The sequence below is a fragment of the Devosia sp. Root685 genome, from assembly GCF_001427875.1.
In the GTDB taxonomy this organism is placed as follows: Bacteria; Pseudomonadota; Alphaproteobacteria; order Rhizobiales; family Devosiaceae; genus Devosia.
On sequence record NZ_LMHK01000002.1, the window covers coordinates 1,122,879 to 1,142,875 of the forward strand.

Sequence of the window (19,997 nt, forward strand, 5' to 3'; positions counted from 1 at the left end):
TGGTTGTCTCCAATTTCGCCGTTTGGCCGGTTTTTGGCCAGCAACAGGGCAAATTCAAGGTCACGGTCTGAGTTCCACTTCGATCGAGCGCCACTCGTTGAATGAATCGGCCGACAGCATCGTATAGGGGCCGCACTGGACCACGGCGCGCTGGGCGGCGCGGGCGATGGCCTGACCCGCAGGGGTCTGGTCAGCAGAAACGATCTGCGGCGTGCCGTTGACACTGCCGTCCTGGTTCATCGAAACGCGCAGCGTCACGTTCATGCCGGAGTTAAAATCGCTCGGCAGCAGGTTCCAGCAATTCTTGATGCGCCCGACGAGCCCGTCAATAGCGGACTGGCTGAGGCGCGCCGAGGTGCCGGTGGTGTCGCCCAGCGTGGGTGAACCGCCCTGCCCGGTCGTGCCGCCGGTGGTCGGGGCATTGTTGATGATCGAGGCGATGTCATCGGCCAGCGTTGAATCGAGCTGGGTCGGGCCCGGCTGGGTGGGACGGGTGCTCGGCGTCTGCGCCTGGTTCTGCGCGGCGGCGGCGGCAGCCTGACGCTGGCGCGCCTCTTCCTCGCGCTTCTTGCGCTCGGCTTCGGCGGCGGCGAACTGCTGGCGCAACTGGGCCAGATTGCTCGGCCGGGCAGCCGGGGTTGGCGCCGCGACAGCCGGTGTCGCTGGCTCGGGGGTTGGCGTTGGCGCCGGGGTTGGTGTCGGGGTTGGTGCGGGCGTCGGTTCAGGTGTCGGCGCGGGCGTCGGCTCGGGAGCCGGTGCCGGAGTGGGCTCTGGCGTTGGTGCGGGCTGCGGACGCGGCTGGGGCGTCGGCGCAGGTGCCGGCGTTGGCGCGGGCTGCGGTTCAGGGGCCGGTGTCGGCTCGGGCGTCGGAGCCGGCTCGGGCTCTGGCGTGGGTTCGGGCACCGGTTCTGGCTGGGGCGCCGGTTCGGGCGCAGGCGCTGTGCGGGTCACCGGCTGGGGTGTCGGCGCATTGGCCGGCGAGGGCGTCGGCTGATCCTGCTCGGTATTGCCGGTGGGCTGGGCCAATTCGGCGGGCTGGTCGCTTTCAACGATAGAGGGCGTGTCCGTTTCGACCACCGTCGAGTCGAGCTGGCCGGCGCGGATATTGGAATATTCCTCGATCGGCACGAGATCGACCGAAATGGACGCGGTGACAGGCGTCAGCGGCTCGGTCGATCCCAAACTGATCAGACCAAGCACAATCAGCAACACATGCGCTGAAACTGATACGGCGACGCCTGTGCGCATGGCGACGGCCTATTCCCTGCGCTCGGTAACGAGCCCGATCTTGGAATAGCCCGCGGCAGAGAGCAGCCCCATGACGCGCATGACGCTGCCATAATTGGCCGTCGTGTCGCCGCGGAGGAATATCCGGTCTTCCGGGGTCGCGAGCCCGGCAACGGTCGTCACGAGGCTGGCTTCGTCGACAGGGGTTTCATCGACATAGATGGCGCCTTCGGGGGTCACGGCAACCGTGATCGGCTGGGTCTGGCTCGGCATATCGGCCGCGGCCGATTGGGGCAGATCGACAGGCACGCCGGCCGTCATCATTGGCGCTGCGACCATGAAGATGATCAGCAGCACCAGCATCACGTCCACCATGGGCGTGATGTTGATTTCACTCATGACCGCTTTCCGGCGCCCGCGACGACGGCGTCCGCCGCCGCCCCCGCCGGCTGATACACCCATGCCCATATCAGCGGCTCCGCGCTTCGAGCTGGCGGGAAAGAATGGTCGAGAACTCGTCGGCAAAACCTTCGAGACGCCCGATCATCTTGGCCGAGTCGGCCGAAAGCTTGTTGTAGGCGATAACCGCCGGAATAGCGGCGACAAGGCCGATGGCGGTTGCAAAGAGCGCTTCAGCGATCGGGCCGGCGACAACCGCGAGATTGGTCGAGGACGAGGCGGCGATATTGGTGAAGGCGTTCATGATGCCCCAGACCGTGCCGAAAAGGCCGATAAAGGGACCAGCCGAGCCTACCGTGGCGAGAAAGCCCAGGCGCTTTTCCAAAAACTCGCTTTCGCGCGAAATGGCAACATCGAGCACCTTGTCGAGGCGCTGCTGCATGCCCACAAAGCTCGCCGCGTTCTGCTCGTGGCTGCGCTTCCATTCCTTCATGGCGGCGACGAACACCGCGCCCATGCCGCCGGACGCCTTTTCCGACTGCTGCTTGTAAAGCTCTTCAAGCGACTGGCCGGACCAGAAGGTCTTTTCGAAATTGTTCATCTCGGCGCCGACGCGGCGATAGGCGATGGTCTTGTCCACGATAATGGCCCAGCACCAGACGGAGGCGCCCAGAAGGCCCAGCATCACCGACTTGACGACGATGTCGGCCGCCCAGAACAGTCCCCAAATGGACAGGTCGGCATGTGGAGCGGCCGCTCCCACTGCATCCATGACTTCCATGAAGTGATCCTTTCGACCCGGCCCAAGCGCCCGGCCCCATGCTTTGTGCGATGGGGGCGGAATCTGTCAAAATTAAGAGAAATGCCCTGCAAACCGGGCCTCTCGGCCGAGCCCTTCGCGCAATCGTCCCTTTGACTCGATTATGGTGACCAAGTGGTTAACAAAGCGATTCCCGCGACCAACACGCTCAGCTTTCGCCCTGTAGCAGGGCGCGCAGCCCGGCGGGAAGGCGCACCGGGCCGCCCGAAGTCTTGATGGCAACGACCAGAACCCGAGCCTTGGTCAGCACGGTCTCTTCACGCATAATTGTCTGGTCGAGCACGAGGCGCACGGGCGTTGCTTCGGCCACTTTGGTCTCGACCGTAAGCAGATCGTCGATCTTTGCGGCGCCGAGGAAGTCGATTTCCATCTTGCGCACGGCAAAGGCGACGCCGTCTTCAATCAGCTTGAAATGGTGAATGCCGAGATCGCGCAGAAATTCGGTGCGCCCCCGCTCGAAGAACTTCAAATAGGCCGCGTGATAGACATAGCCGGAGAAATCCGTGTCTTCGTAATAGATGCGGACCGGAAAGCTATGTGTGCTCATGTGCTGCGCTCGTCATGGGCGATGTGCGCGTGGGTCTTGGGCAGATCGCGCAGGAATTTCGGCAACCAACGGGGCAACAGGTTGAATTTTTCGAGTTCATCGCCGGCAAGCGGCACCCAGTGGAAATTGAGGTCATGCCCTTCGTCCTGCCGCTCGAGCCAGGGCGAATTGCCATTCGGCCCCTGCCCGGCAGCGTTACCGCATAGAAAAATCCGAGCTCGTGAAAATCCTCGCCCTGGCGGAAATAAAAGCTCTCGGAGGTGGCGAGCATCGGCCCGATTTCGGCTGGCATGGCCAGTTCCTCGGCAATCTCGCGCGTCAGGCTAAGGCGGCTATCCTCGCCCAGTTCGACGCGGCCGCCGGGCAGCATGGCGAAGTCGTCGTCATCCTCGCGGCAGATCAGCACGTGGCCATCGGCGACGATGATTCCGGCAACGCGGAAATTGAAACGGCCTTCCTTCATGGGAAAGCTCAACACATGGCGTGCGGTCACGCTTGGCCTCCCAGTTCGATGAGGACGATTTCAGGTGCAGCATCGAAGCGCAGCGGCAGTCCGGAATGACCGAGGCCGGCGCCGACGATCAAATGCCGTTGATTTTCAATGATATGACCATGCAGATACCGCCGGCCATAGCGCGACGGCACGACAGGCGCAAAGCCGAAGAACCGGATCTGGCCGCGATGAACATGGCCGGAGAGGGTCAGCGCGACGCGGGCGGGGACATCGGGAAAAATGTCGGGTTCATGGGCCATGAGGATGATGGGCGCATTATCCGTGACCCCTGCCAGGGTGGCATCGAGATCGTGCAGCGGCGTGCCGTCGTCGAATTCCGTACACTGATCGCCGAGCCCGGCCAGCCAGAAGTTTTTGCCGTGCCAGGTCAAGGGGATAGCCTGGTTGATGTGGACCGGAATGCCTACCTTCTCCAGCGCATTTTTGGCTGGCGGGTTAGGTAAAAAGCGGTGCCGCTTGGCGATGAGGCGGGGATAATCGTGATTGCCGAGGACGGCATGGACGCCGAGCGGGGCCTGCAGGCGGGCGAGGACGCGGGCCCAGTCATGGGGCGCGACGGGTCGGCTGAAGCGGGGGCCGTCCTCGAAATCACCCACAAGCAGGATGATATCGGGGTTTAGCGCATTGGTCTTTTCGACAATGGCTTCAAGGGCTTGAAGGCCAATCCAGGGTTCGGAAAAATGAAAGTCGCTGAGCATGGCGATGCGCAGTTTCAGGTCCTGCGGCCAATTGGGAATGTCAGGCGCATAGCGGCGCACGACGATATCGGTATGGCCGATCCAGCTATGGGCGCCGAAGAGGCTGAGGAGGCGCTGGAGGATTGGCGCCATGCTCAGTCCTCGCCCCCTTCTTCCTCAAAGAGATTGGCCTGCAGGCCGACAAAGCCCTGCGGCACGGCTTTATTGAGGTGCTGGAAGGCGATAGCGGTCAGCATGCGGCCGCGCGGGGTGCGCTGGATGAAGCCTTGCTGCAGCAAATAGGGCTCGACGATTTCCTCGATGGCGTCCCGCGGCTCGCTGAGCGCGGCGGCAATGGTCTCGATACCGACGGGGCCGCCATTGTAGAAATCGGCGATGGTATTGAGGTAGCGCCGGTCCAGCTGATCGAGCCCGCGCGCGTCAACATCGAGGCGTAAGAGTGCCTTATCGGCTAGCACACTGTTAACCTCTGACACCCCGTCAACGAGGGCAAAGTCAATGACGCGTCGCAACAGGCGACCGGCAATGCGCGGGGTGCCGCGCGAACGTCGCGCGATCTCAAGGGCGCCATCGGGCGCCATGGGCATGCCCATCAGACGCGCGCCGCGCGTGACGATCTTCACCAGTTCCTGCGGGGTGTAAAAATTGAGGCGGACAGGAATGCCGAAGCGGTCGCGCAGCGGCGTGGTAAGAAGGCCCGCGCGGGTGGTGGCGCCGACAAGGGTGAATTTGGCGAGGTCGATGCGGACCGAGCGGGCGGCCGGACCTTCGCCGATAATGAGGTCGAGCTGAAAATCCTCCATCGCGGGATAGAGCACTTCCTCGATCGCGGGATTGAGGCGATGGATTTCATCGATGAAGAGGACGTCGCGCTCTTCGAGATTGGTCAGTAGCGCGGCGAGATCGCCGGCCTTGGCGATGACCGGGCCGGAGGTGGCGCGAAAACCGACGCCCAATTCCTTGGCGATGATCTGAGCCAGCGTCGTTTTGCCAAGGCCCGGCGGGCCGACAAAGAGGACGTGATCGAGCGCGCCGCCGCGTTTCTTGGCGGCTTCGATGAAGACTTCGAGATTGGCCCGCGCATCGGCCTGGCCGACGAAATCGGAAAAGCCGGACGGACGCAGCGCGACGTCAAGCGTTCCGTCGCGGCCAACTGCGGGGGAAGTAAGGTCGGTCACGCGAGCAATTCCATTCCGGGTATGCGTTTGGCGGCGTCTTTGTCGAAGGTGGCGACGGAGCGGCAGCCGCTGGCGGTTGCGAGCTGTGCGATAAACGCATCGACGAAGCCTACTTTTGGCTGGCGCGAGAGATGAGCGGCTTCCTCGACAAGATCAGGTTTTTCGATGACAAGGTCTGGGCTTTGCAGAAGAGCGAGCACAAGGTCGGCAATCTGCTCTTTGGAATAGCCGTAGCGCCTGTTCAAGAGCCAGGTAAACTCGGTCATCACGACAATGCCGACATAGGCTGGGTCATTGGCGGATCGCGCCGCAAAGAAGGCTTTGGCCAATTCGTGCTGCCGTGCATCGTCAGGCACGACAAGGCGCAGCAGCACATTGGTATCGACGGCAATCATCTGCGAGTAGCGCGGTCAAACCGCTCAGCCACTGCTTCGGCGATGGCATCGTCCATTTCTTCGATGGTGAGATGCTTGCCGCTGGGCGGTTTGCCCAAAAAACCTGCAAGATCTACGGCCCGTAGGGTCCGCGGCCTCACGATGGCTTTGCCGTCATCCATGATCCACTCCACTTGCGCGCCTTCGCTCAACCCAAGAAAGTCCCGCACTTCCTTGGGGACTGTGGTTTGACCTTTGCTAGTCATCCGACCAACAAAAGTCTCCTTCCGAGAACCAGACATCCACGCTCTCCAAAATTTCCTTACAAAGCAAAATAGTAAGGAACACGAGAAAATGCAAGATTATTGACTCAGTTCCCTCAGCCCCAACCGGATCAGCTTCTCGGTCGCGGTATCCTCACCCTCTTTCGCCACAACCCGTGCCAGCGCAGCGGAAGCCTGGGCGCTGGAGTAGCCGAGATTGGTGAGGGCTGACACGGCGTCGGCGACGTTGCTGCGGGCGACGCCTTCGCCCAAGGCGGTTTGAAGGCCGAGCGTGCCGGCGTCGATACCGCCGATGACGGGAACCTTGCCCTTGAGTTCGGTGACGATGCGGACGGCGAGTTTGGGGCCGACGCCATTGGCGCGACCGACCATAGCCTTGTCCTGCAGGGCAATGGCGCTCGACAATTCGGCCGGCGACAGGACGGAGAGAATGGCAAGCGCGACGCGCGCGCCGACCCCCTGCACCGTGGTCAGCAGCAGGAACCAGGATTTTTCCGCTTCGCTGGCAAAGCCAAAAAGGCGGATGAGATCTTCGCGCAGGATCGTCTCGATAAAGACGACGGTTGCTTCGCCGACGCGTGGCAGGGACTGCAGGGTGCGGGTAGAACAGTGCACCTCGTAACAGACGCCGCCGCAATCAATAAGCACCCAATCGTCACCAAAACTGTCGACCAGGCCCTTGAGCTTGCCGATCATAAAAGCGCTCCCATGCGACGTGCGGAAACCCGGTGGTGGGCGTGGCAAATGGCGACGGCCAGGGCGTCCGCAGCGTCGGCGCCTTTGAAATTGGCTGTGGGCAGCAGGGTGCGCACCATCAGTTCGACCTGTTTCTTGTCCGCGTGGCCCGTACCGACCACGGATTTTTTGACCAGATTAGTGGCATATTCGGCGACAAAAAGCCCGTGCTGCGCCGGGGTGACCAGCGCCACGCCGCGCGCCTGCCCCAGGATCAGCGCCGAACGGGGCCCGGCATTGACGAAGGTTTCTTCGACCGCCGCTTCCCCGGGCTGGTGCTGGGCCAGCACTTCCTTGAGGCCTGCGGCCAGCATGGCGAGGCGATCGGCCAGCATGCCATCGATCGGCGGCGTGACGGTTCCGGCCGCCACAAAGCTCAGCCGATTGTCGAGCGCATCGACAATGCCCCAGCCGCAGCGGCGCAGCCCTGGATCGATGCCGATGATTCGAACACTCTTGCTCATGGCGATCCTTCTAGCAGTTTCAACGAACCTACCAAGACCAAAGTGAACAAAACAGAAACTTCGTCGCGCCAAGAACCTGTGATAGCTCAAAATTTACCGAATGGAGAAACGGGGTATTCAGAAACGGCGCCCTAGGGTCTTCCGGGACGCAGGGATATTGATTCAGCATGACGGGGCTAGCAACGGCGCTACCGAAGCAGGCTTGGCTTTGGGTTTTCCGCAAAACACTGCTTATGACAGGCGTTTCGGTCGTTATCTCGGTGATGGCGACCGTTGTCTTTATGGCGACGTTTTCCGCCGGCGTGGACATGCCCGGGCTGATCGTCTCCATCGTCATGCCAATCGGCCTTGGTGGACCGATGATCCTGGCATTCGCCATCGGCACGGAGCGGATGCGCTATGCCAATCAGCAATTGCATCGCCTCGCCACCATTGACGGCCTCACCGAGGTTCTCAACCGCCGCGCTTTTGCCAGCGCGGTTGAAAAATATTGCACGGCGCCGCATCGCCGCGGCGTGCTGCTGGTGATCGATGCCGACCATTTCAAAGCCGTTAACGATCGTTTTGGCCATGACCAGGGGGATGAAGCGCTCAAGCTCATTGCCCAGCGGCTAAGCCGCACCATTCCCCGTGACGGCCTTGTGGGGCGGCTCGGTGGAGAGGAATTCGGCATTTATTTGCCCGGCATGGATCTGGCTTCAGCCGAAGAGGTAGCCGGCGCGGTGCGCCGCGCCATTGCCGAAATCGACTTCAGGCCCGAGAACACGCAATGCCCGCTCTCGGTGAGCATTGGTGGGGCATCCCACGCCAAACCGATCATATTCAGAACGCTTTATCGCGAAGCCGACGAACGTCTCTATAGCGCCAAGCAAAGCGGCCGCGACTGCGTCGCCCTGCCCCAGGCGGCCTGACCATCGCATTTCTCTTCCTCTCTTCGCCTCACCGTTCAAGAGCCAGAAGGTTGCCAGCATGATGTCACCGCGCGCGGTCAACGGTTTGCAAAGCTGGTCCAGCGTTGCCCGCTGGACCCTCTTTGGCCCCTTGGCCTGTGTCATCATTGCGCTGGTTTATAATGCCGTCGCCTTTGCCGACCTCGGCGAGGAAGCGCTGCAGCGCGCCATGGTTTCGGCGATAATGCTGCCGCTTCTTCTTGCAGTGCCGCTGTTTTTCTATCTCTCGATGCGCATCCGCTCGCTCGCCATCATGAACCGGCGGCTGGGCCTTGTGGCGCGCACCGACAGCCTCACTGCCTGCCTCAATCGCGGCGCCTTTACCGCCAAGGTGGAAACGCATCTCTCGAGCAATGTCGGGCCGCAAACTGGCGCGCTACTGATCATCGACGCGGACAATTTCAAGGCGATCAACGATCTGCATGGTCACGATGCCGGCGACGAGGCCCTGACGATCTTGGCGCGGTCCATCCGTTCGGTGCTGCGGGCCGGCGATTTGATCGGGCGCATGGGCGGGGAGGAATTCGGCGTCTTCCTGCCGAGCGTTGATCAGGCCGAGGCCGAACAGATGGCCGAGCGGGTGCGCCGGGCCGTGCAACTGGCGCAATTTTCGCCGCGCGGCCAGACCTATGCGCTGACGGTCAGCATCGGTGGCGCGGTCTTTGACGGCACCACCAATTTCACCGAGCTTTTCCACATTGCCGACCAGCGGCTCTATGGCGCCAAGCATTCGGGTCGCAACCAGGCCGCCATCGTCCATACGCTCGATCAACCGCCGGTCGACTATAGAAAATCGGCGTGAAAAAGGGCGGTGTGAACCGCCCTCAAACATGCTGCTGAGATTGCGAAGTGTCCGCTGTGACTTAGCCAGCTATTTTCGCTGCGTCTTCTTCGCTGATGTCGAAGTTCGAATAGACATTCTGCACGTCGTCATCTTCTTCGAGCGTCGCGATCAGCTTCATCAGCGTTGCGCCCTTTTCGGCGTCGATCGGGGTCTCGTTCTGGGGCTTCCAGATGGCCTTTACCGATTCTGCTTCCCCCAGCACCTTTTCAAGCGCGGCGGAGACTTCGGCCATGGCTTCGAAGCTGGTATAGATATAATGGCCTTCTTCATCGCTCTCGACATCGTCGGCGCCGGCCTCGATGGCGGCTTCCATGACCTTGTCGTCCGAGCCGGCCGCAAGCGGATAGGTGATTTCGCCGACGCGATCGAACATGAAGCCGACCGAACCGGTTTCGCCCAAAGCGCCACCGTTCTTGGAGAAGTAGGAGCGCACGTTCGAAGCGGTGCGGTTGCGATTGTCGGTCAGCGCTTCGACGATGACGGCGACGCCGCCGGGGCCGTAACCTTCATAGCGGATTTCGTCATAGTTCTCGCCATCGCTCCCCATCGCCTTCTTGATGGCGCGATCGATATTGTCCTTGGGCATGGACTGCGAGCGGGCATTGGTGACAGCCAGGCGCAGACGCGCATTGAAGGCCGGGTCAGGCATGCCCATTTTGGCGGCGACGGTGATTTCGCGCGCCAGCTTGGAAAAGACCTTGGAGCGCACCGCGTCGCTCTTGCCCTTGCGGTGCATGATGTTCTTGGCGTGTGAATGGCCGGCCATTCGCGCACTCCGATATTAGTGAATTGGGGTCAGGTGGTGCCTTATAAGCAAGCATGGCCCACTTGTGAAGCGCCGGGAGGCAAGACGGCTCAAGGCGCCTGCTTGACCTTGGCGACGCGCAGGGTGACGGCCCCGATGCCACGATTGACCGTCTCGGCCAGGGCTTCGAGCTCGCTCGTGGTGAACCCGCCGGTCACGATGATCCACTCCGAATAGATGGGCGTGCTGACGACGGGCGAAGTGACCACCTGGCCATCGACCAGCAAATCGACCGCCTGGCCCACATGCTGCGTGGTGAATTCGGAAAAGACAGCCTGCCCTTCCGGGGAGAGCCTGATCTTGAGCACGGGCTGGCCGGTCATGTCGTCCGGCGCCACATCGGCCCTCAGCACATCGAGCGCCAGCGGCTGGGCATAGGCTGAGCCGGACAGGCCAAAAACCAGCAGCAGGGCCAAAAACACCGCTCTCATCGCTCGCCTACAGCGAAAGGCGGAACGGCCTGAGAGAGGGACCCGCCAATACGGACGGGATGGACGCTCAGGGCAAGGCCCGTCCTCGGATCGGTTTCGACCGCCACGCCGCAAAGCGTTGCTTCGCCTTCGGCGGGGGTAAAGCGCCCATTGGGGATGCCGGTCAGAAAGCGGTTGAGCGGCTCGTCGGCATCGACCCCGATGATGGAGTCAAAATCCCCGCACATGCCGGCATCGGCCATCAGGGCGGTGCCGCCCTTGAGGATGCGATGGTCGGAGGTAGGGATATGGGTATGGGTACCGACGACCAGGGTTGCCTTGCCATCGAGGAAAAAGCCCATGCCCTGGATTTCCGAGGTCGCCTCGGTGTGAAAATCGACAATGATCGCGTCGACGACCTCGCCAAGGGGCGCCGCGCCAAGGGCAGCCTCGACGGCGCGGAAGGGATCGTCCATCGGCTGCATGAAAACGCGGCCCAGCGCATTGACCACTAGCACCCGATGGCCATTGCGGCCCTCGACCATCATGGCGCCGCGGCCGGGCGCGCCGGGGGCGAAATTGATCGGCCGAATGAGCGTGTTTTCGCGCTCGATATAGGAGAGCGCCTCGCGCTGGTCAAAGGCATGATCGCCGAGCGTGACGATATCGGCGCCGGCATCGCGCAGCCCGCGAAAATGGGCCTCGGTGAGGCCGCGGCCATGGCTGGCATTTTCGCCATTGATGACGACGAAATCAAAGCCATAGGTGGCGATGATCCCCGGCAGGCGTTCGGCAATCGCATCGCGGCCGGATTTGCCGACGACGTCACCGAGAAAGAGAAGTTTCATAAGCAAGCCTCGAAGAATTCGACACCGTCTTCGGTGACGACCGCATCGAGCGGAATATCGTGTGGTTCGCGCGGAATGTGGTCAAAACCCTGCGCGGCAAAAGCGAGACCAACCAGCATCGGCCTTTTGCGCAGCGACGCGAGAGTACGGTCATAATACCCCCCGCCATAGCCGAGCCGCGTGCCGGCTTTATCAAAGCCGAGAAGCGGCATGAGGATCAGGTCGGGCTCGGAACGGGGGGCGAGATCGGAGGGCGCCAGCGTGCCGAAACCGGCTTCGTAAAGCGGCGCATCGGCATGCCAGACGCGAAAATCGAGCGGTTCTTCGACCCCGGAAACGACCGGCAGGATGACGGTTTGTCCGCCATCCATCAGCCGCACCAGAATGGGCTGGCAATCCACCTCGTCGCGAATGCGCCAATAGCCCGCAATGGCGTCTTCGGGCGCAAAGGCTACCTTGTCGAAGAAGTGGAAGGAAATGGCATTGGAGGCTTCGGAGCGGAATTGGGGAGAAAGGGCCTCGCGACGCGTCCGGGCCGTTTTGCGCAGCAGGGCCTTTTCGGCCTCTATTCCGTCTACCACTCTGCGCGCCTGTCTCTAAGACCGTAGGAATCAGGTGCCGCCCTGGCCGTGGGACGAGCGATCCCGGGAACCTACTTACGTAGGTGGGCGCCGTATGTCCAAGCCCACGGGCCTGGTCAGGGACAGCTCCCTTAGGATCGATTAAGGCCCCGGGGATATGTGTGTCCTCACGCGCCGGGCAGCCAACAAGATATAGGCGCTTCGGGAGCGAGGTGCAAATGCCGCAACAGCCCCTGCCACACATAATGTGTTATCGACGAAGGGAAGAAAGAACCGAAAATGCGCCATCTCATCGTCGCTTTGTTCTTCACCACCACATTCGCTTCATACAGTGCGTTTGGGCAGAGTTTTTCCGTTCCAACGCCCTCGGAGTCGTTCACACTGGAAAAGGCTGGACACTGCAAGGCAGCCAACTGTCCTGCCGTGATCCTACTGAGCGGCGCCAAAGGCTTTGGCGCACCGGCCTATGATCGCATCACTGAAGCGCTCAACGCCGCAGGGCTCGACTCCTACCGCCTGCATATCCTTTCGCCAGTAGACCTCGGTGCGATTGCCAATGCCGGCAGTGCAAGAGCACGTATTGACTACTATGACCGTCGCTACGCGGTTTGGCAGGCCGGCGTGCGGGCCGCAGCCGCACAATTGGCGTCGATGTCGATGCACGGAGGCAGGGTTGGTCTTCTCGGCATATCGCTCGGGGCACAGATCGCCATTTCGGCAGTAGCGGACACAGATGCGGTCGATGCGCTGGTTTTGGTCGACGGCGGTTTTCCGGCTGGCCAAAAAGTCGAAGCTGAATTCCTGCCGCCTCTTCTTCTCGTTTGGGGGGGAAGCGACACCGTTTTCAACCCAAACATCGCGCGCAATCTGCACGAACTGGCATTAAATCTCGGGAACACTGCCACCCTCGATATCTACGAGGGCGGCTCACATGACTTCTTTCTAAAGGACAACCAAAACGCGGAAAATGCGCAGCGCAAGGCCGCAGCATTTCTGGCCAACCAGCTTCAAGCTGATTAGGCGGCCTACTTCTTGAGCGCCTGCACGCCCGGGAGGGGCTTGCCTTCCATCCATTCAAGGAAGGCGCCGCCGGCGGTGGACACATAGGTCAGGGCGTCCTTGACCCCGGCATGGGCAAGCGCGCTGACCGTATCGCCGCCACCGGCGACGGAGATCAGGTGGCCGTCATGGGTACGCTTGGCGACGTGCTTGGCGATGGCGACGGTGCCCGCGTCGAACGGCTCCATTTCGAAGGCGCCGACGGGGCCGTTCCAGATGACGGTGTGCGCATCATCGATCGCGGCATTGATGCGCTCGATCGACAGGGGGCCGATATCCAAAATCATGCCATCGGGATCGACGGCATCGACGCCATAGAGGCGGGTCGGCGAATTGGCCTTGAAATGCCAGGAAACGACGGCGTCCACGGGCAGGATGATGGCGCAATTGGCCTTGTCGGCCTTGTCCATGATGCGGCGGGCGGTATCGGCGAGGTCTTTTTCGCAGAGCGATTTGCCGACGCCGTGGCCCTGGGCAAAAAGGAAAGTGTTGGCCATGCCGCCGCCGATGACGAGGCCGTCCACTTTGGTGACGAGATTTTCGAGGAGGTCGATCTTGGAGGAAACCTTGGCGCCGCCGACAATGGCCACAACCGGCTTTTTGGGTTTGCCGAGGCCGCGCTCCAGCGCTTCGAGTTCGCCCTGCATGGCAAGGCCGGCCGCGGCGGGCAGCAGATGGGCCAGAGCTTCGGTCGAGGCATGGGCGCGATGCGCGGCGGAAAAGGCGTCGTTGACATAGACATCGCCAAGGCTCGCCATGCGCTTGGCAAGCTCGACATCATTGGCTTCTTCGCCCGGATGGAAGCGGGTGTTTTCGAGAACGAGAACCGAGCCGGCCGGCGCTTCGTCGATCGCCGCCTTGGCGGCCGAAACATCGACCCAATCGGTGGCGACGAAGCCGACCGGGTGGCCGGTGACATCGGCTACGGCCGAGCAGACCTGTTCGAGCGAGAATTCAGGATCGACCTTGCCTTTGGGCCGGCCGAAATGGGAAAGCAGCACGGCCTTGCCGTCATGCTTGACGATTTCACGGATGGTGGGCAGCAGGCGCTCGATGCGCGTTGCGTCACTCACCTTGCCATCGGCCACGGGAACATTGAGATCGGCTCTGAGGAGCACGACCTTGTTGGAGAGGTCGAGTTCGTCGAGAGTCTTGAATTGCGCGGTCATGGACAGGCTCCGGAAGGCATACAGAACTTGAGCCTTGGCCTATCAGGTGTGGATGGATCGGAAAAGCGCCGAGACGAAGATTTGTCGTCTAGCTCCCAATGACAAGGTGGCGCATCTGCTGGCCGGCAAGGAATACCAGCGGGCTTAATGCCGTCCAGGCGGCAAGGCGCACGAGATCATCGACCATGACATGGCGCGCAAAGCCGACGCTCGCCCAGGGCGCCGTGCCGACAAGCCCGACAATGCGCCGGTGGCGCCTGAAGAGGTAGGCCAGCATCACAACAGCGGGGAGGGCAAGCAGCGTCAGGCTGTCCAAAAGCCCGGCCACGAACCAGGCCAAGGGCAGGGACGCGTGAAAGCGGCGGGTGAGGTGGAACATGGATCCGCTCCGGGCCTTGCTGACAGCCAAGAAAATAGACCGATTTGGTGACAGGACGTTGACGGGACTTGACCCGGACCTTGGGGCCGCCCTGATGGATGAAGGGGTCAAATCTGGAGGTGATTCCTTGACCCATCCCGACCAAGTTCTTTCCCCGGCCGAGGCGGCCCGCGCCTGCGGCATTTCGGCCAAGGCCTTGCGGCTCTATGAGCAGCGCGGCCTGATCGCGCCTGTCCGCAGCGCCAATGGCTGGCGCCACTATGGACCCGGACAGATGGCGCGGATCCGCGAGATCGTGGCGCTGCGCGCCCTGGGGCTCAGCCTTGCCCAGATCGCGGCAGTGCTCTCGGGCGAGAGCCATGACCTCGACGAGGCTCTCGCGGAACACCAGACGCGCCTTGAGGGCAATCTTGCGAGCCTACGGGATGCCATCGAGCGGGTGCGCGTTTGGCGCAATGATCTCAGCCAGGGTCGGATACCTGATCTTGCCGATCTGGCGACGGGGCAGCCTGCCGTGTCGCTGGCGCTGCCCTGGCCCTGGAATGGCGAAGCTTTCTTAATGAAGAGACTTGCGCCGGTAACCTACCTTGTCGGGCCGCTCGGCAGCGGCAAGACGCGGCTTGCCATGGCGCTGGCCAACGCGCTGGGCGGGACATTTGTTGGGCTCGACCGAATAGAGCCAGGCGAGGTGCCAGTGGCGGCCATGCGTGACCTCGACTGGTTGCTGGACGATGGGGCGACGGACAGCCCTGCCCTTCGCGCGGTGCTGACGGGCATGGTTTTGGAGAAAGAGCGGCCGGTCGTGATCGACTTGCTCGAGGATGGCATGGATGAAGCAACGCAACTGGCGCTGGGTGGCTGGTTGCGGCGGCGGGGCGCGGGCGATACCCCGCTCGTTGTCATGACGCGATCAAGCGCGGTGCTCGATCTCGATGCGGTGAGCGCCGGACATGCGATCCTTTATTGCCCGCCCAATCACAGCGTGCCGTTCGAGGTTTTGGCTGTGGCGGGCTCGCCGGGATATGAGAGCGTAAGCAATTGTCTGGGGACGCCGGAAGCGCGGGCGAGGACGGCGGGGATGGTGGCGCGGATGGGTTAGCGTCGTCCGTATGCGCTGCCCCACCCCCTCCCGGCCTCCCCCATCAAGGGGGAGGTGAAGGGACGGTGATTTTGGCGAGATAGCGCAACATACGCGATGCAGCACCTCCCCCTTGATGGGGGAGGATGGGAGGGGGTGTCGGCAAACTCAGTCTCGCGCAAACAGCCCCGGATAATCCGTTACCAACCCATCGGCGTCCAGAGTAAGAACCGCCTCGAAATCATCCGACTGAAACCGGAAGTGACCGGCATCGATACGCGTATAAACCTGCTCGGCGCGCCGGACCTCCATGGTCGTGGCGTCGATCCAGACCATGGCGAATTTTTGGGGTTTTCCGTCCGACCATTCGGTCCGCCAGATGGGCAGGGAATTGGTCATGGGCGTGGGCCAGATATCGACATCGACGCAGCCCCTAAGCGCGGCAATGGGCTCGGCGCGGTCGTCCGACCAGCCGCCCTCTCCGTCGCAGAACAATTCCAGCGCCTGGCCGTCGGCCCGCTCGATCTTGAGGGTGCGCGTATGGCCGTTCTCGTCGAGTTTGATGCGGTAAAAAAGCCCGAAATCATTGCCGATGATCGCGCCGCGAATGCGCGTATCGCGGCCATTGGCGATGATGTGGCAATGTTCCAGGGTCTTGAGGTCAAGACCACGCCACCGACAGGACTGATTGAGGCTCAAAACGCTTCTCCCGACACGCGTTGCATTTGCAGCAAATGTGCGGCGGGAAAGCAAGGGAGAGGCCAGCGATTACAACGGCGGCGTGACGCTGTCGCGGATGGTGTGGAAGGTGGGGAGCGCGGTTTCGAGCCCGTCTGCATCGGTCACGCAGGAAATCGCCGTACGGCCCTTCGCGGTTTCGACCATGGAGAGGACGAGGCGCACATGCTCGGCATTCTTCTGCTTGGGCTGGCCGATGAATTCGTGGCCCTTGTAGCCATGGAGTTCGAAGGCGGCGTCGGAAACGGGTTCGAAGATGGACGACATGCCATCCCTCGCCATGGCGATCCAACCGGGCGAGCCGATCTGTTCGTTGATCTTTTCCATGGTCAGGCCGGCATTGGCCGGCACGTCCTGAAAACTGACCTGGCAGAGATATTTTTCGCCCTGGAGCGGCGCCGGATCGCCCGAGGCGGTTTTCACGCCAAAGGTGACATTGTAGGGCGGCGGCGAAGTAGTGGGTTCGACGACGAATGTATCGGGCAGGTTTACCGCAAGGCCGGTTGCGTCTTCAGCGGCGAAGGCCGGCGTTGCGAGAACTGCGGTCAGAAGAACCAGGGAGAAAGCAAAACGCATGGCAAAGCCCGGACGGTGATGGTTTTCCCTACGGTTATGCCAAGAGCATGGCAACAAGACGATTGGCCAAATGGTCGCCCTTTTTGGGCTCGTCCTCAAAACACCCACCGCGTGTCACCCCGACCTAAAGCGGGGTGACAATCGAGTTGTTGGTGGCCTGGGTGCACAAGCCAAAAGAAAAAAGGGCGCCTTGCGGCGCCCTTTCATTTCCGCTTGGCAAAAACCGCTTAGAGCGTCTTGCCCAGCGCCACGGCCGTGTCGGCCATGCGGTTGGAAAAACCCCATTCGTTATCGTACCAGGAAAGGACGGAGACGAAATTGCCGTCCATCACCTTGGTCTGGTCGAGCGCCACGGTCGAGGAATGCGGATCGTGGTTGAAGTCGATGGAAACGTTGGGCTGCTCGGTATAGCCGAGCACGTTCTTGAGCTCGCCATCCGCATAGCGCTTCACGGCCGCGTTGATCTCGTCGGCGGTCACATTGCGCTTGGAGATGAATTTCAGATCGACGCAGGAGACGTTCGGGGTCGGCACGCGGATCGAAACGCCGTCGAGCTTGCCCTTGAGTTCGGGCAGCACGAGGCCAATGGCCTTGGCAGCGCCGGTCGAGGTCGGGATCTGCGAAAGGGCTGCAGCGCGGCCGCGATAGAGATCCTTGTGCATGGTGTCGAGGGTCGGCTGGTCACCGGTATAGGAATGGATGGTGGTCATCATCCCCTTTTCGATGCCGAATTCCTTGTGCAGCACATAGGCGAGCGGCGCGAGGCAGTTCGTCGTGCACGAGGCGTTGGAGATCACCACGTCGTCCTTGGTGAGGGAGGCGTGGTTGATGCCATAGACGATGGTCTTGTCAGCGCCGTCGCCGGGAGCGGAGATGATCACCTTCTTGGCGCCGGCCTTGAGATGGGCCGAGGCTTTTTCCTTGGAGGTGAAAATGCCGGTGCATTCGAGCGCGATGTCGACATTCATGGCGGCATGCGGCAGCTCGGCGGGATCGCGCACGGCGGTCACCTTGATCGGGCCACGGCCGACGTCGATGGTGTCGCCCGATACCGTCACCTTGTGGGGGAAGCGGCCATGAACGCTATCGAAGCGCAGGAGATGCGCATTGGTCTCGACCGGACCGAGATCGTTGATGGCAACAACTTCGATATCGGTGCGGCCGGATTCGATGATGGCACGCAGGATATTGCGGCCGATACGGCCAAAACCATTGATGGCGACGCGAACTGCCATGTTTTAACGCTCCTAGAGGGGAGAAAGGAGAAAGGGAGGCGCGGCTCTCTTACAACTGTGCGGTCACCGCTTCAACAACGGCCTTGGACGTAATGCCAAAGTGGGCATAGAGCGCGTCAATTGGTCCCGACGCACCGAACGAGTGCATGCCGACAAAGCGGCCCTTGTCGCCGAGCAGCTTGTTCCAGCTCATTTCGATGCCGGCTTCGACCGCCACGCGGGCCTTGGCCTTGCCGAGCACCTCGGCCTTATAGGTGTCGGACTGCTTGGCGAAGAGTTCCATGGACGGCACCGAAACGACGCGGGCTTTGATGCCCTGTTCGGTGAGGGTTTTTTGGGCTTCGACGGCGATGGCGACTTCCGAGCCGGTGGCGAAGATAATCGCGTCGGCATCGGCGGGGCCGATCAGCGAATAGGCGCCCTTGGCCGATTTGTTCTCGGCCGAGTTTTCAAGGCGGACGGCGGGAAGATTCTGGCGCGAGAGCGCGAGAATGGACGGAGCCTTGGTGGAGGTCATCGCCAGTTCCCAGCACTCGGCGGTTTCAACCGCATCTGCCGGACGGAAAACCAGGAGGTTCGGGATGGCGCGGAGCGCGGAGAGATGCTCGACCGGCTGGTGGGTCGGGCCATCTTCGCCGAGGCCGATGGAATCGTGGGTCATGACATAGATGACGCGCTGTTCCATCAGGGCCGAAAGGCGGATGGCGGGGCGGGCATAGTCGGTGAAGACCATGAACGTGCCGCCATAGGGGATGAGACCGCCATGCAGCGCCACGCCATTCATGGCGGCGCCCATTTCGTGCTCGCGAATGCCGTACATCATATAGCGGCCAAGACGATTGTCGGCCTGGAAGGGCAGCGTCTCGGGCGTATTGGTCAGGTTCGAGTGGGTCAAGTCGGCCGAACCGGCCAGGGTTTCCGGCACGTTCTTATTGATGACTTCGAGCGCCATCTGGCTCGACTTGCGGCTCGCGACCTTGGGCTTGTCGGCGACGAGCTTTTCCTTATAGGCGGCCATGACGGCAGCAAAGTCAGCCGGCAGCTTGCCCGACATGCGGCGGGTAAATTCGGCCTTGTTGGCATTGGCCGCAAGGCGGGCTTCCCATTCGCCACGCACATTCTGCGAACGGGTGGCGGCAGCGCGCCAGGCGTTCAGAATATGGGCCGGAATTTCGAAAGCGGGATAGTCGATGCCAAGCGCAGCTTTGGCGCCGGCGAGTTCTTCAGCGCCGAGTGGAGCACCGTGGACCTTTTCCGTGCCGGCCTTCTTCGGGGCGCCGAAACCGATCGTGGTCTTGGCGGCAACGAGCGTCGGCTTGTCCGTGGACGCCTTGGCCTGGAGAAGCGCCTTTTCGACGGCGTCCTGGTCGTGGCCATCGACTTCGATCGTGTTCCAGCCGACAGCCTTGAAGCGGGCGATCTGGTCGGTCGAGTCGGCGTTGGAAACCTTGCCGTCGATGGTGATGTTGTTGTTGTCCCAGATCACGACGAGCTTGTTGAGCTTGAGGTGGCCGGCGAGCGAAATCGCTTCCTGGGAAATGCCTTCCATCAGGCAACCGTCGCCGGCGAGAACCCAGGTGTGGTGATCGACAATGTCGGAGCCGAATTCGGCAGCGAGCTTGGCTTCGGCAACGGCAAAGCCGACCGAATTGGCAAGGCCCTGGCCGAGCGGACCGGTGGTGGTTTCAATGCCCTCGGCATGGCCGAATTCGGGGTGGCCTGCGGTTTTCGAGCCGAGCTGGCGGAAATTCTTGATGTCCTCGATGCTCATGTCCTTGTAGCCAAGGAGATAGAGCGAGGAATACAGCAGCATCGAGCCGTGGCCGGCCGAGAGAATGAAGCGATCGCGATCGGCCCAGTGGCTATCGGCGGGATCGAACTTCATCACTTTGGTGAAGAGCACGGTGGCGATATCGGCGCAGCCCATCGGCAGGCCGGGGTGACCGGAATTGGCTTTTTCGACCGCATCCATGGAAAGGGACCGGATCGCATTGGCCAATTCGTTCTGCTGGGCTGTATTCGTCATCTTGCGGGCCGCTCTCTTAAGCTGAGGAAGGCTAGGAAAAAGGGGATAAGAGGCCTGAT

Annotated in this window: 25 protein-coding genes and 1 other RNA gene; 4 read left to right on the top strand and 22 right to left on the bottom strand. The window is 61.8% G+C overall.

Features of this window, described 5'->3' with window-relative positions; all coding sequences use genetic code 11:
- Window positions 1-60 precede the first annotated feature (60 nt).
- The 11 genes from ASD83_RS21180 to ruvC all read right to left on the bottom strand — a co-directional run bounded on the left by ASD83_RS21180 (window position 61) and on the right by ruvC (window position 7,240).
- Window positions 61-1,248 carry a hypothetical protein gene (locus tag ASD83_RS21180; RefSeq protein WP_200946508.1) on the bottom strand — a complete coding sequence of 396 codons (1,188 nt, stop codon included), beginning with the start codon at window positions 1,246-1,248 and terminating at the stop codon, window positions 61-63.
- 9 nt (window positions 1,249-1,257) lie between these two features.
- Complete coding sequence (gene tolR, locus ASD83_RS13640; protein WP_056311714.1) at window positions 1,258-1,695, bottom strand: protein TolR; 438 nt, start codon at window positions 1,693-1,695, stop codon at window positions 1,258-1,260.
- 1 nt (window position 1,696) lies between these two features.
- Window positions 1,697-2,398 carry a protein TolQ gene (tolQ, locus tag ASD83_RS13645; RefSeq protein WP_056312439.1) on the bottom strand — a complete coding sequence of 234 codons (702 nt, stop codon included), beginning with the start codon at window positions 2,396-2,398 and terminating at the stop codon, window positions 1,697-1,699.
- A gap of 196 nt (window positions 2,399-2,594) precedes the next feature.
- Entirely contained in the window at window positions 2,595-2,993 is a 399-nt protein-coding gene (gene ybgC / locus ASD83_RS13650) for a tol-pal system-associated acyl-CoA thioesterase (protein WP_056311716.1), read from the bottom strand.
- On the bottom strand, window positions 2,980-3,486 hold the full coding sequence (locus tag ASD83_RS13655) for an NUDIX hydrolase (RefSeq protein ID WP_156385957.1): 507 nt from the start codon (window positions 3,484-3,486) through the stop codon (window positions 2,980-2,982). The genes ybgC and ASD83_RS13655 overlap by 14 nt, the downstream gene beginning before the upstream one ends.
- The gene (locus tag ASD83_RS13660) at window positions 3,483-4,337 is read right to left on the bottom strand and encodes a metallophosphoesterase (RefSeq protein ID WP_056311720.1); all 855 of its coding nucleotides are present in this window, start codon (window positions 4,335-4,337) and stop codon (window positions 3,483-3,485) included. Before ASD83_RS13660 ends, ASD83_RS13655 begins: the two co-directional genes overlap by 4 nt.
- Window positions 4,338-4,339: 2 nt before the next feature.
- Window positions 4,340-5,383: a Holliday junction branch migration DNA helicase RuvB gene (gene ruvB, locus ASD83_RS13665; protein WP_056311722.1), complete on the bottom strand. Its 1,044-nt coding sequence runs from the start codon at window positions 5,381-5,383 to the stop codon at window positions 4,340-4,342.
- Window positions 5,380-5,778 carry a PIN domain-containing protein gene (locus tag ASD83_RS13670; RefSeq protein WP_056311724.1) on the bottom strand — a complete coding sequence of 133 codons (399 nt, stop codon included), beginning with the start codon at window positions 5,776-5,778 and terminating at the stop codon, window positions 5,380-5,382. Before ASD83_RS13670 ends, ruvB begins: the two co-directional genes overlap by 4 nt.
- A complete protein-coding gene (locus tag ASD83_RS13675) occupies window positions 5,775-6,059 on the bottom strand; it encodes an AbrB/MazE/SpoVT family DNA-binding domain-containing protein (RefSeq protein ID WP_082561179.1) in 285 nt (94 codons plus the stop codon). The genes ASD83_RS13670 and ASD83_RS13675 overlap by 4 nt, the downstream gene beginning before the upstream one ends.
- A gap of 60 nt (window positions 6,060-6,119) precedes the next feature.
- Entirely contained in the window at window positions 6,120-6,737 is a 618-nt protein-coding gene (gene ruvA, locus ASD83_RS13680; protein WP_056311728.1) for a Holliday junction branch migration protein RuvA, read from the bottom strand.
- Window positions 6,734-7,240, bottom strand: coding sequence for a crossover junction endodeoxyribonuclease RuvC (gene ruvC, locus ASD83_RS13685; protein WP_056311729.1), 507 nt, complete (start codon window positions 7,238-7,240; stop codon window positions 6,734-6,736). Before ruvC ends, ruvA begins: the two co-directional genes overlap by 4 nt.
- 233 nt (window positions 7,241-7,473) lie before the next feature.
- On the opposite strand from ruvC, the gene ASD83_RS13690 reads away from it, so the two are divergent.
- Window positions 7,474-8,151, top strand: coding sequence for a GGDEF domain-containing protein (locus ASD83_RS13690; protein ID WP_056311731.1), 678 nt, complete (start codon window positions 7,474-7,476; stop codon window positions 8,149-8,151).
- Window positions 8,152-8,209: 58 nt separating this feature from the next.
- Window positions 8,210-8,992 (top strand): GGDEF domain-containing protein, encoded by a 783-nt coding sequence (locus ASD83_RS13695; protein ID WP_056311733.1) that lies wholly within the window; start codon window positions 8,210-8,212, stop codon window positions 8,990-8,992.
- Window positions 8,993-9,053: 61 nt separating this feature from the next.
- Here the strand turns inward: ASD83_RS13695 and ASD83_RS13700 are convergent, their stop codons facing one another.
- The 5 genes from ASD83_RS13700 to ssrS form a co-directional block, all read right to left on the bottom strand.
- Window positions 9,054-9,800 (bottom strand): YebC/PmpR family DNA-binding transcriptional regulator, encoded by a 747-nt coding sequence (locus tag ASD83_RS13700; protein ID WP_056311735.1) that lies wholly within the window; start codon window positions 9,798-9,800, stop codon window positions 9,054-9,056.
- 89 nt (window positions 9,801-9,889) lie between these two features.
- A complete protein-coding gene (locus ASD83_RS13705) occupies window positions 9,890-10,255 on the bottom strand; it encodes a SecDF P1 head subdomain-containing protein (protein ID WP_210168346.1) in 366 nt (121 codons plus the stop codon).
- Between the two features lie 11 nt (window positions 10,256-10,266).
- Window positions 10,267-11,097: a YmdB family metallophosphoesterase gene (locus tag ASD83_RS13710; RefSeq protein WP_056311739.1), complete on the bottom strand. Its 831-nt coding sequence runs from the start codon at window positions 11,095-11,097 to the stop codon at window positions 10,267-10,269.
- On the bottom strand, window positions 11,094-11,678 hold the full coding sequence (locus ASD83_RS13715; RefSeq protein WP_056311741.1) for a 5-formyltetrahydrofolate cyclo-ligase: 585 nt from the start codon (window positions 11,676-11,678) through the stop codon (window positions 11,094-11,096). The genes ASD83_RS13710 and ASD83_RS13715 overlap by 4 nt, the downstream gene beginning before the upstream one ends.
- Window positions 11,679-11,708: 30 nt before the next feature.
- Window positions 11,709-11,866, bottom strand: a non-coding RNA gene (ssrS, locus tag ASD83_RS20725) — 6S RNA.
- 91 nt (window positions 11,867-11,957) lie between these two features.
- Between ssrS and ASD83_RS13720 the strand changes: the two genes are divergently transcribed.
- Window positions 11,958-12,698, top strand: coding sequence for a dienelactone hydrolase family protein (locus tag ASD83_RS13720; RefSeq protein WP_056311743.1), 741 nt, complete (start codon window positions 11,958-11,960; stop codon window positions 12,696-12,698).
- A 5-nt stretch (window positions 12,699-12,703) separates the two neighbouring features.
- On the opposite strand, the gene ASD83_RS13725 is transcribed toward ASD83_RS13720, so the two are convergent.
- Together ASD83_RS13725 and ASD83_RS13730 are read right to left on the bottom strand one after the other, a co-directional pair.
- On the bottom strand, window positions 12,704-13,906 hold the full coding sequence (locus ASD83_RS13725; protein WP_056311744.1) for a phosphoglycerate kinase: 1,203 nt from the start codon (window positions 13,904-13,906) through the stop codon (window positions 12,704-12,706).
- 88 nt (window positions 13,907-13,994) lie between these two features.
- A complete protein-coding gene (locus ASD83_RS13730) occupies window positions 13,995-14,285 on the bottom strand; it encodes a hypothetical protein (protein ID WP_056311746.1) in 291 nt (96 codons plus the stop codon).
- Window positions 14,286-14,412: 127 nt separating this feature from the next.
- Between ASD83_RS13730 and ASD83_RS13735 the strand changes: the two genes are divergently transcribed.
- Entirely contained in the window at window positions 14,413-15,384 is a 972-nt protein-coding gene (locus ASD83_RS13735; protein WP_244489173.1) for a MerR family transcriptional regulator, read from the top strand.
- Between the two features lie 147 nt (window positions 15,385-15,531).
- On the opposite strand, the gene ASD83_RS13740 is transcribed toward ASD83_RS13735, so the two are convergent.
- From ASD83_RS13740 to tkt, 4 genes are all read right to left on the bottom strand, one after another.
- A complete protein-coding gene (locus ASD83_RS13740) occupies window positions 15,532-16,062 on the bottom strand; it encodes a putative glycolipid-binding domain-containing protein (protein WP_056311751.1) in 531 nt (176 codons plus the stop codon).
- Window positions 16,063-16,131: 69 nt separating this feature from the next.
- The gene (locus tag ASD83_RS13745) at window positions 16,132-16,677 is read right to left on the bottom strand and encodes a hypothetical protein (RefSeq protein ID WP_056311753.1); all 546 of its coding nucleotides are present in this window, start codon (window positions 16,675-16,677) and stop codon (window positions 16,132-16,134) included.
- Between the two features lie 227 nt (window positions 16,678-16,904).
- Window positions 16,905-17,912, bottom strand: a complete 1,008-nt coding sequence (gene gap, locus ASD83_RS13750) for a type I glyceraldehyde-3-phosphate dehydrogenase (RefSeq protein WP_056311755.1) — start codon at window positions 17,910-17,912, stop codon at window positions 16,905-16,907.
- 49 nt (window positions 17,913-17,961) lie between these two features.
- Window positions 17,962-19,938: a transketolase gene (tkt, locus tag ASD83_RS13755; protein WP_056311757.1), complete on the bottom strand. Its 1,977-nt coding sequence runs from the start codon at window positions 19,936-19,938 to the stop codon at window positions 17,962-17,964.
- Window positions 19,939-19,997: the final 59 nt, after the last annotated feature.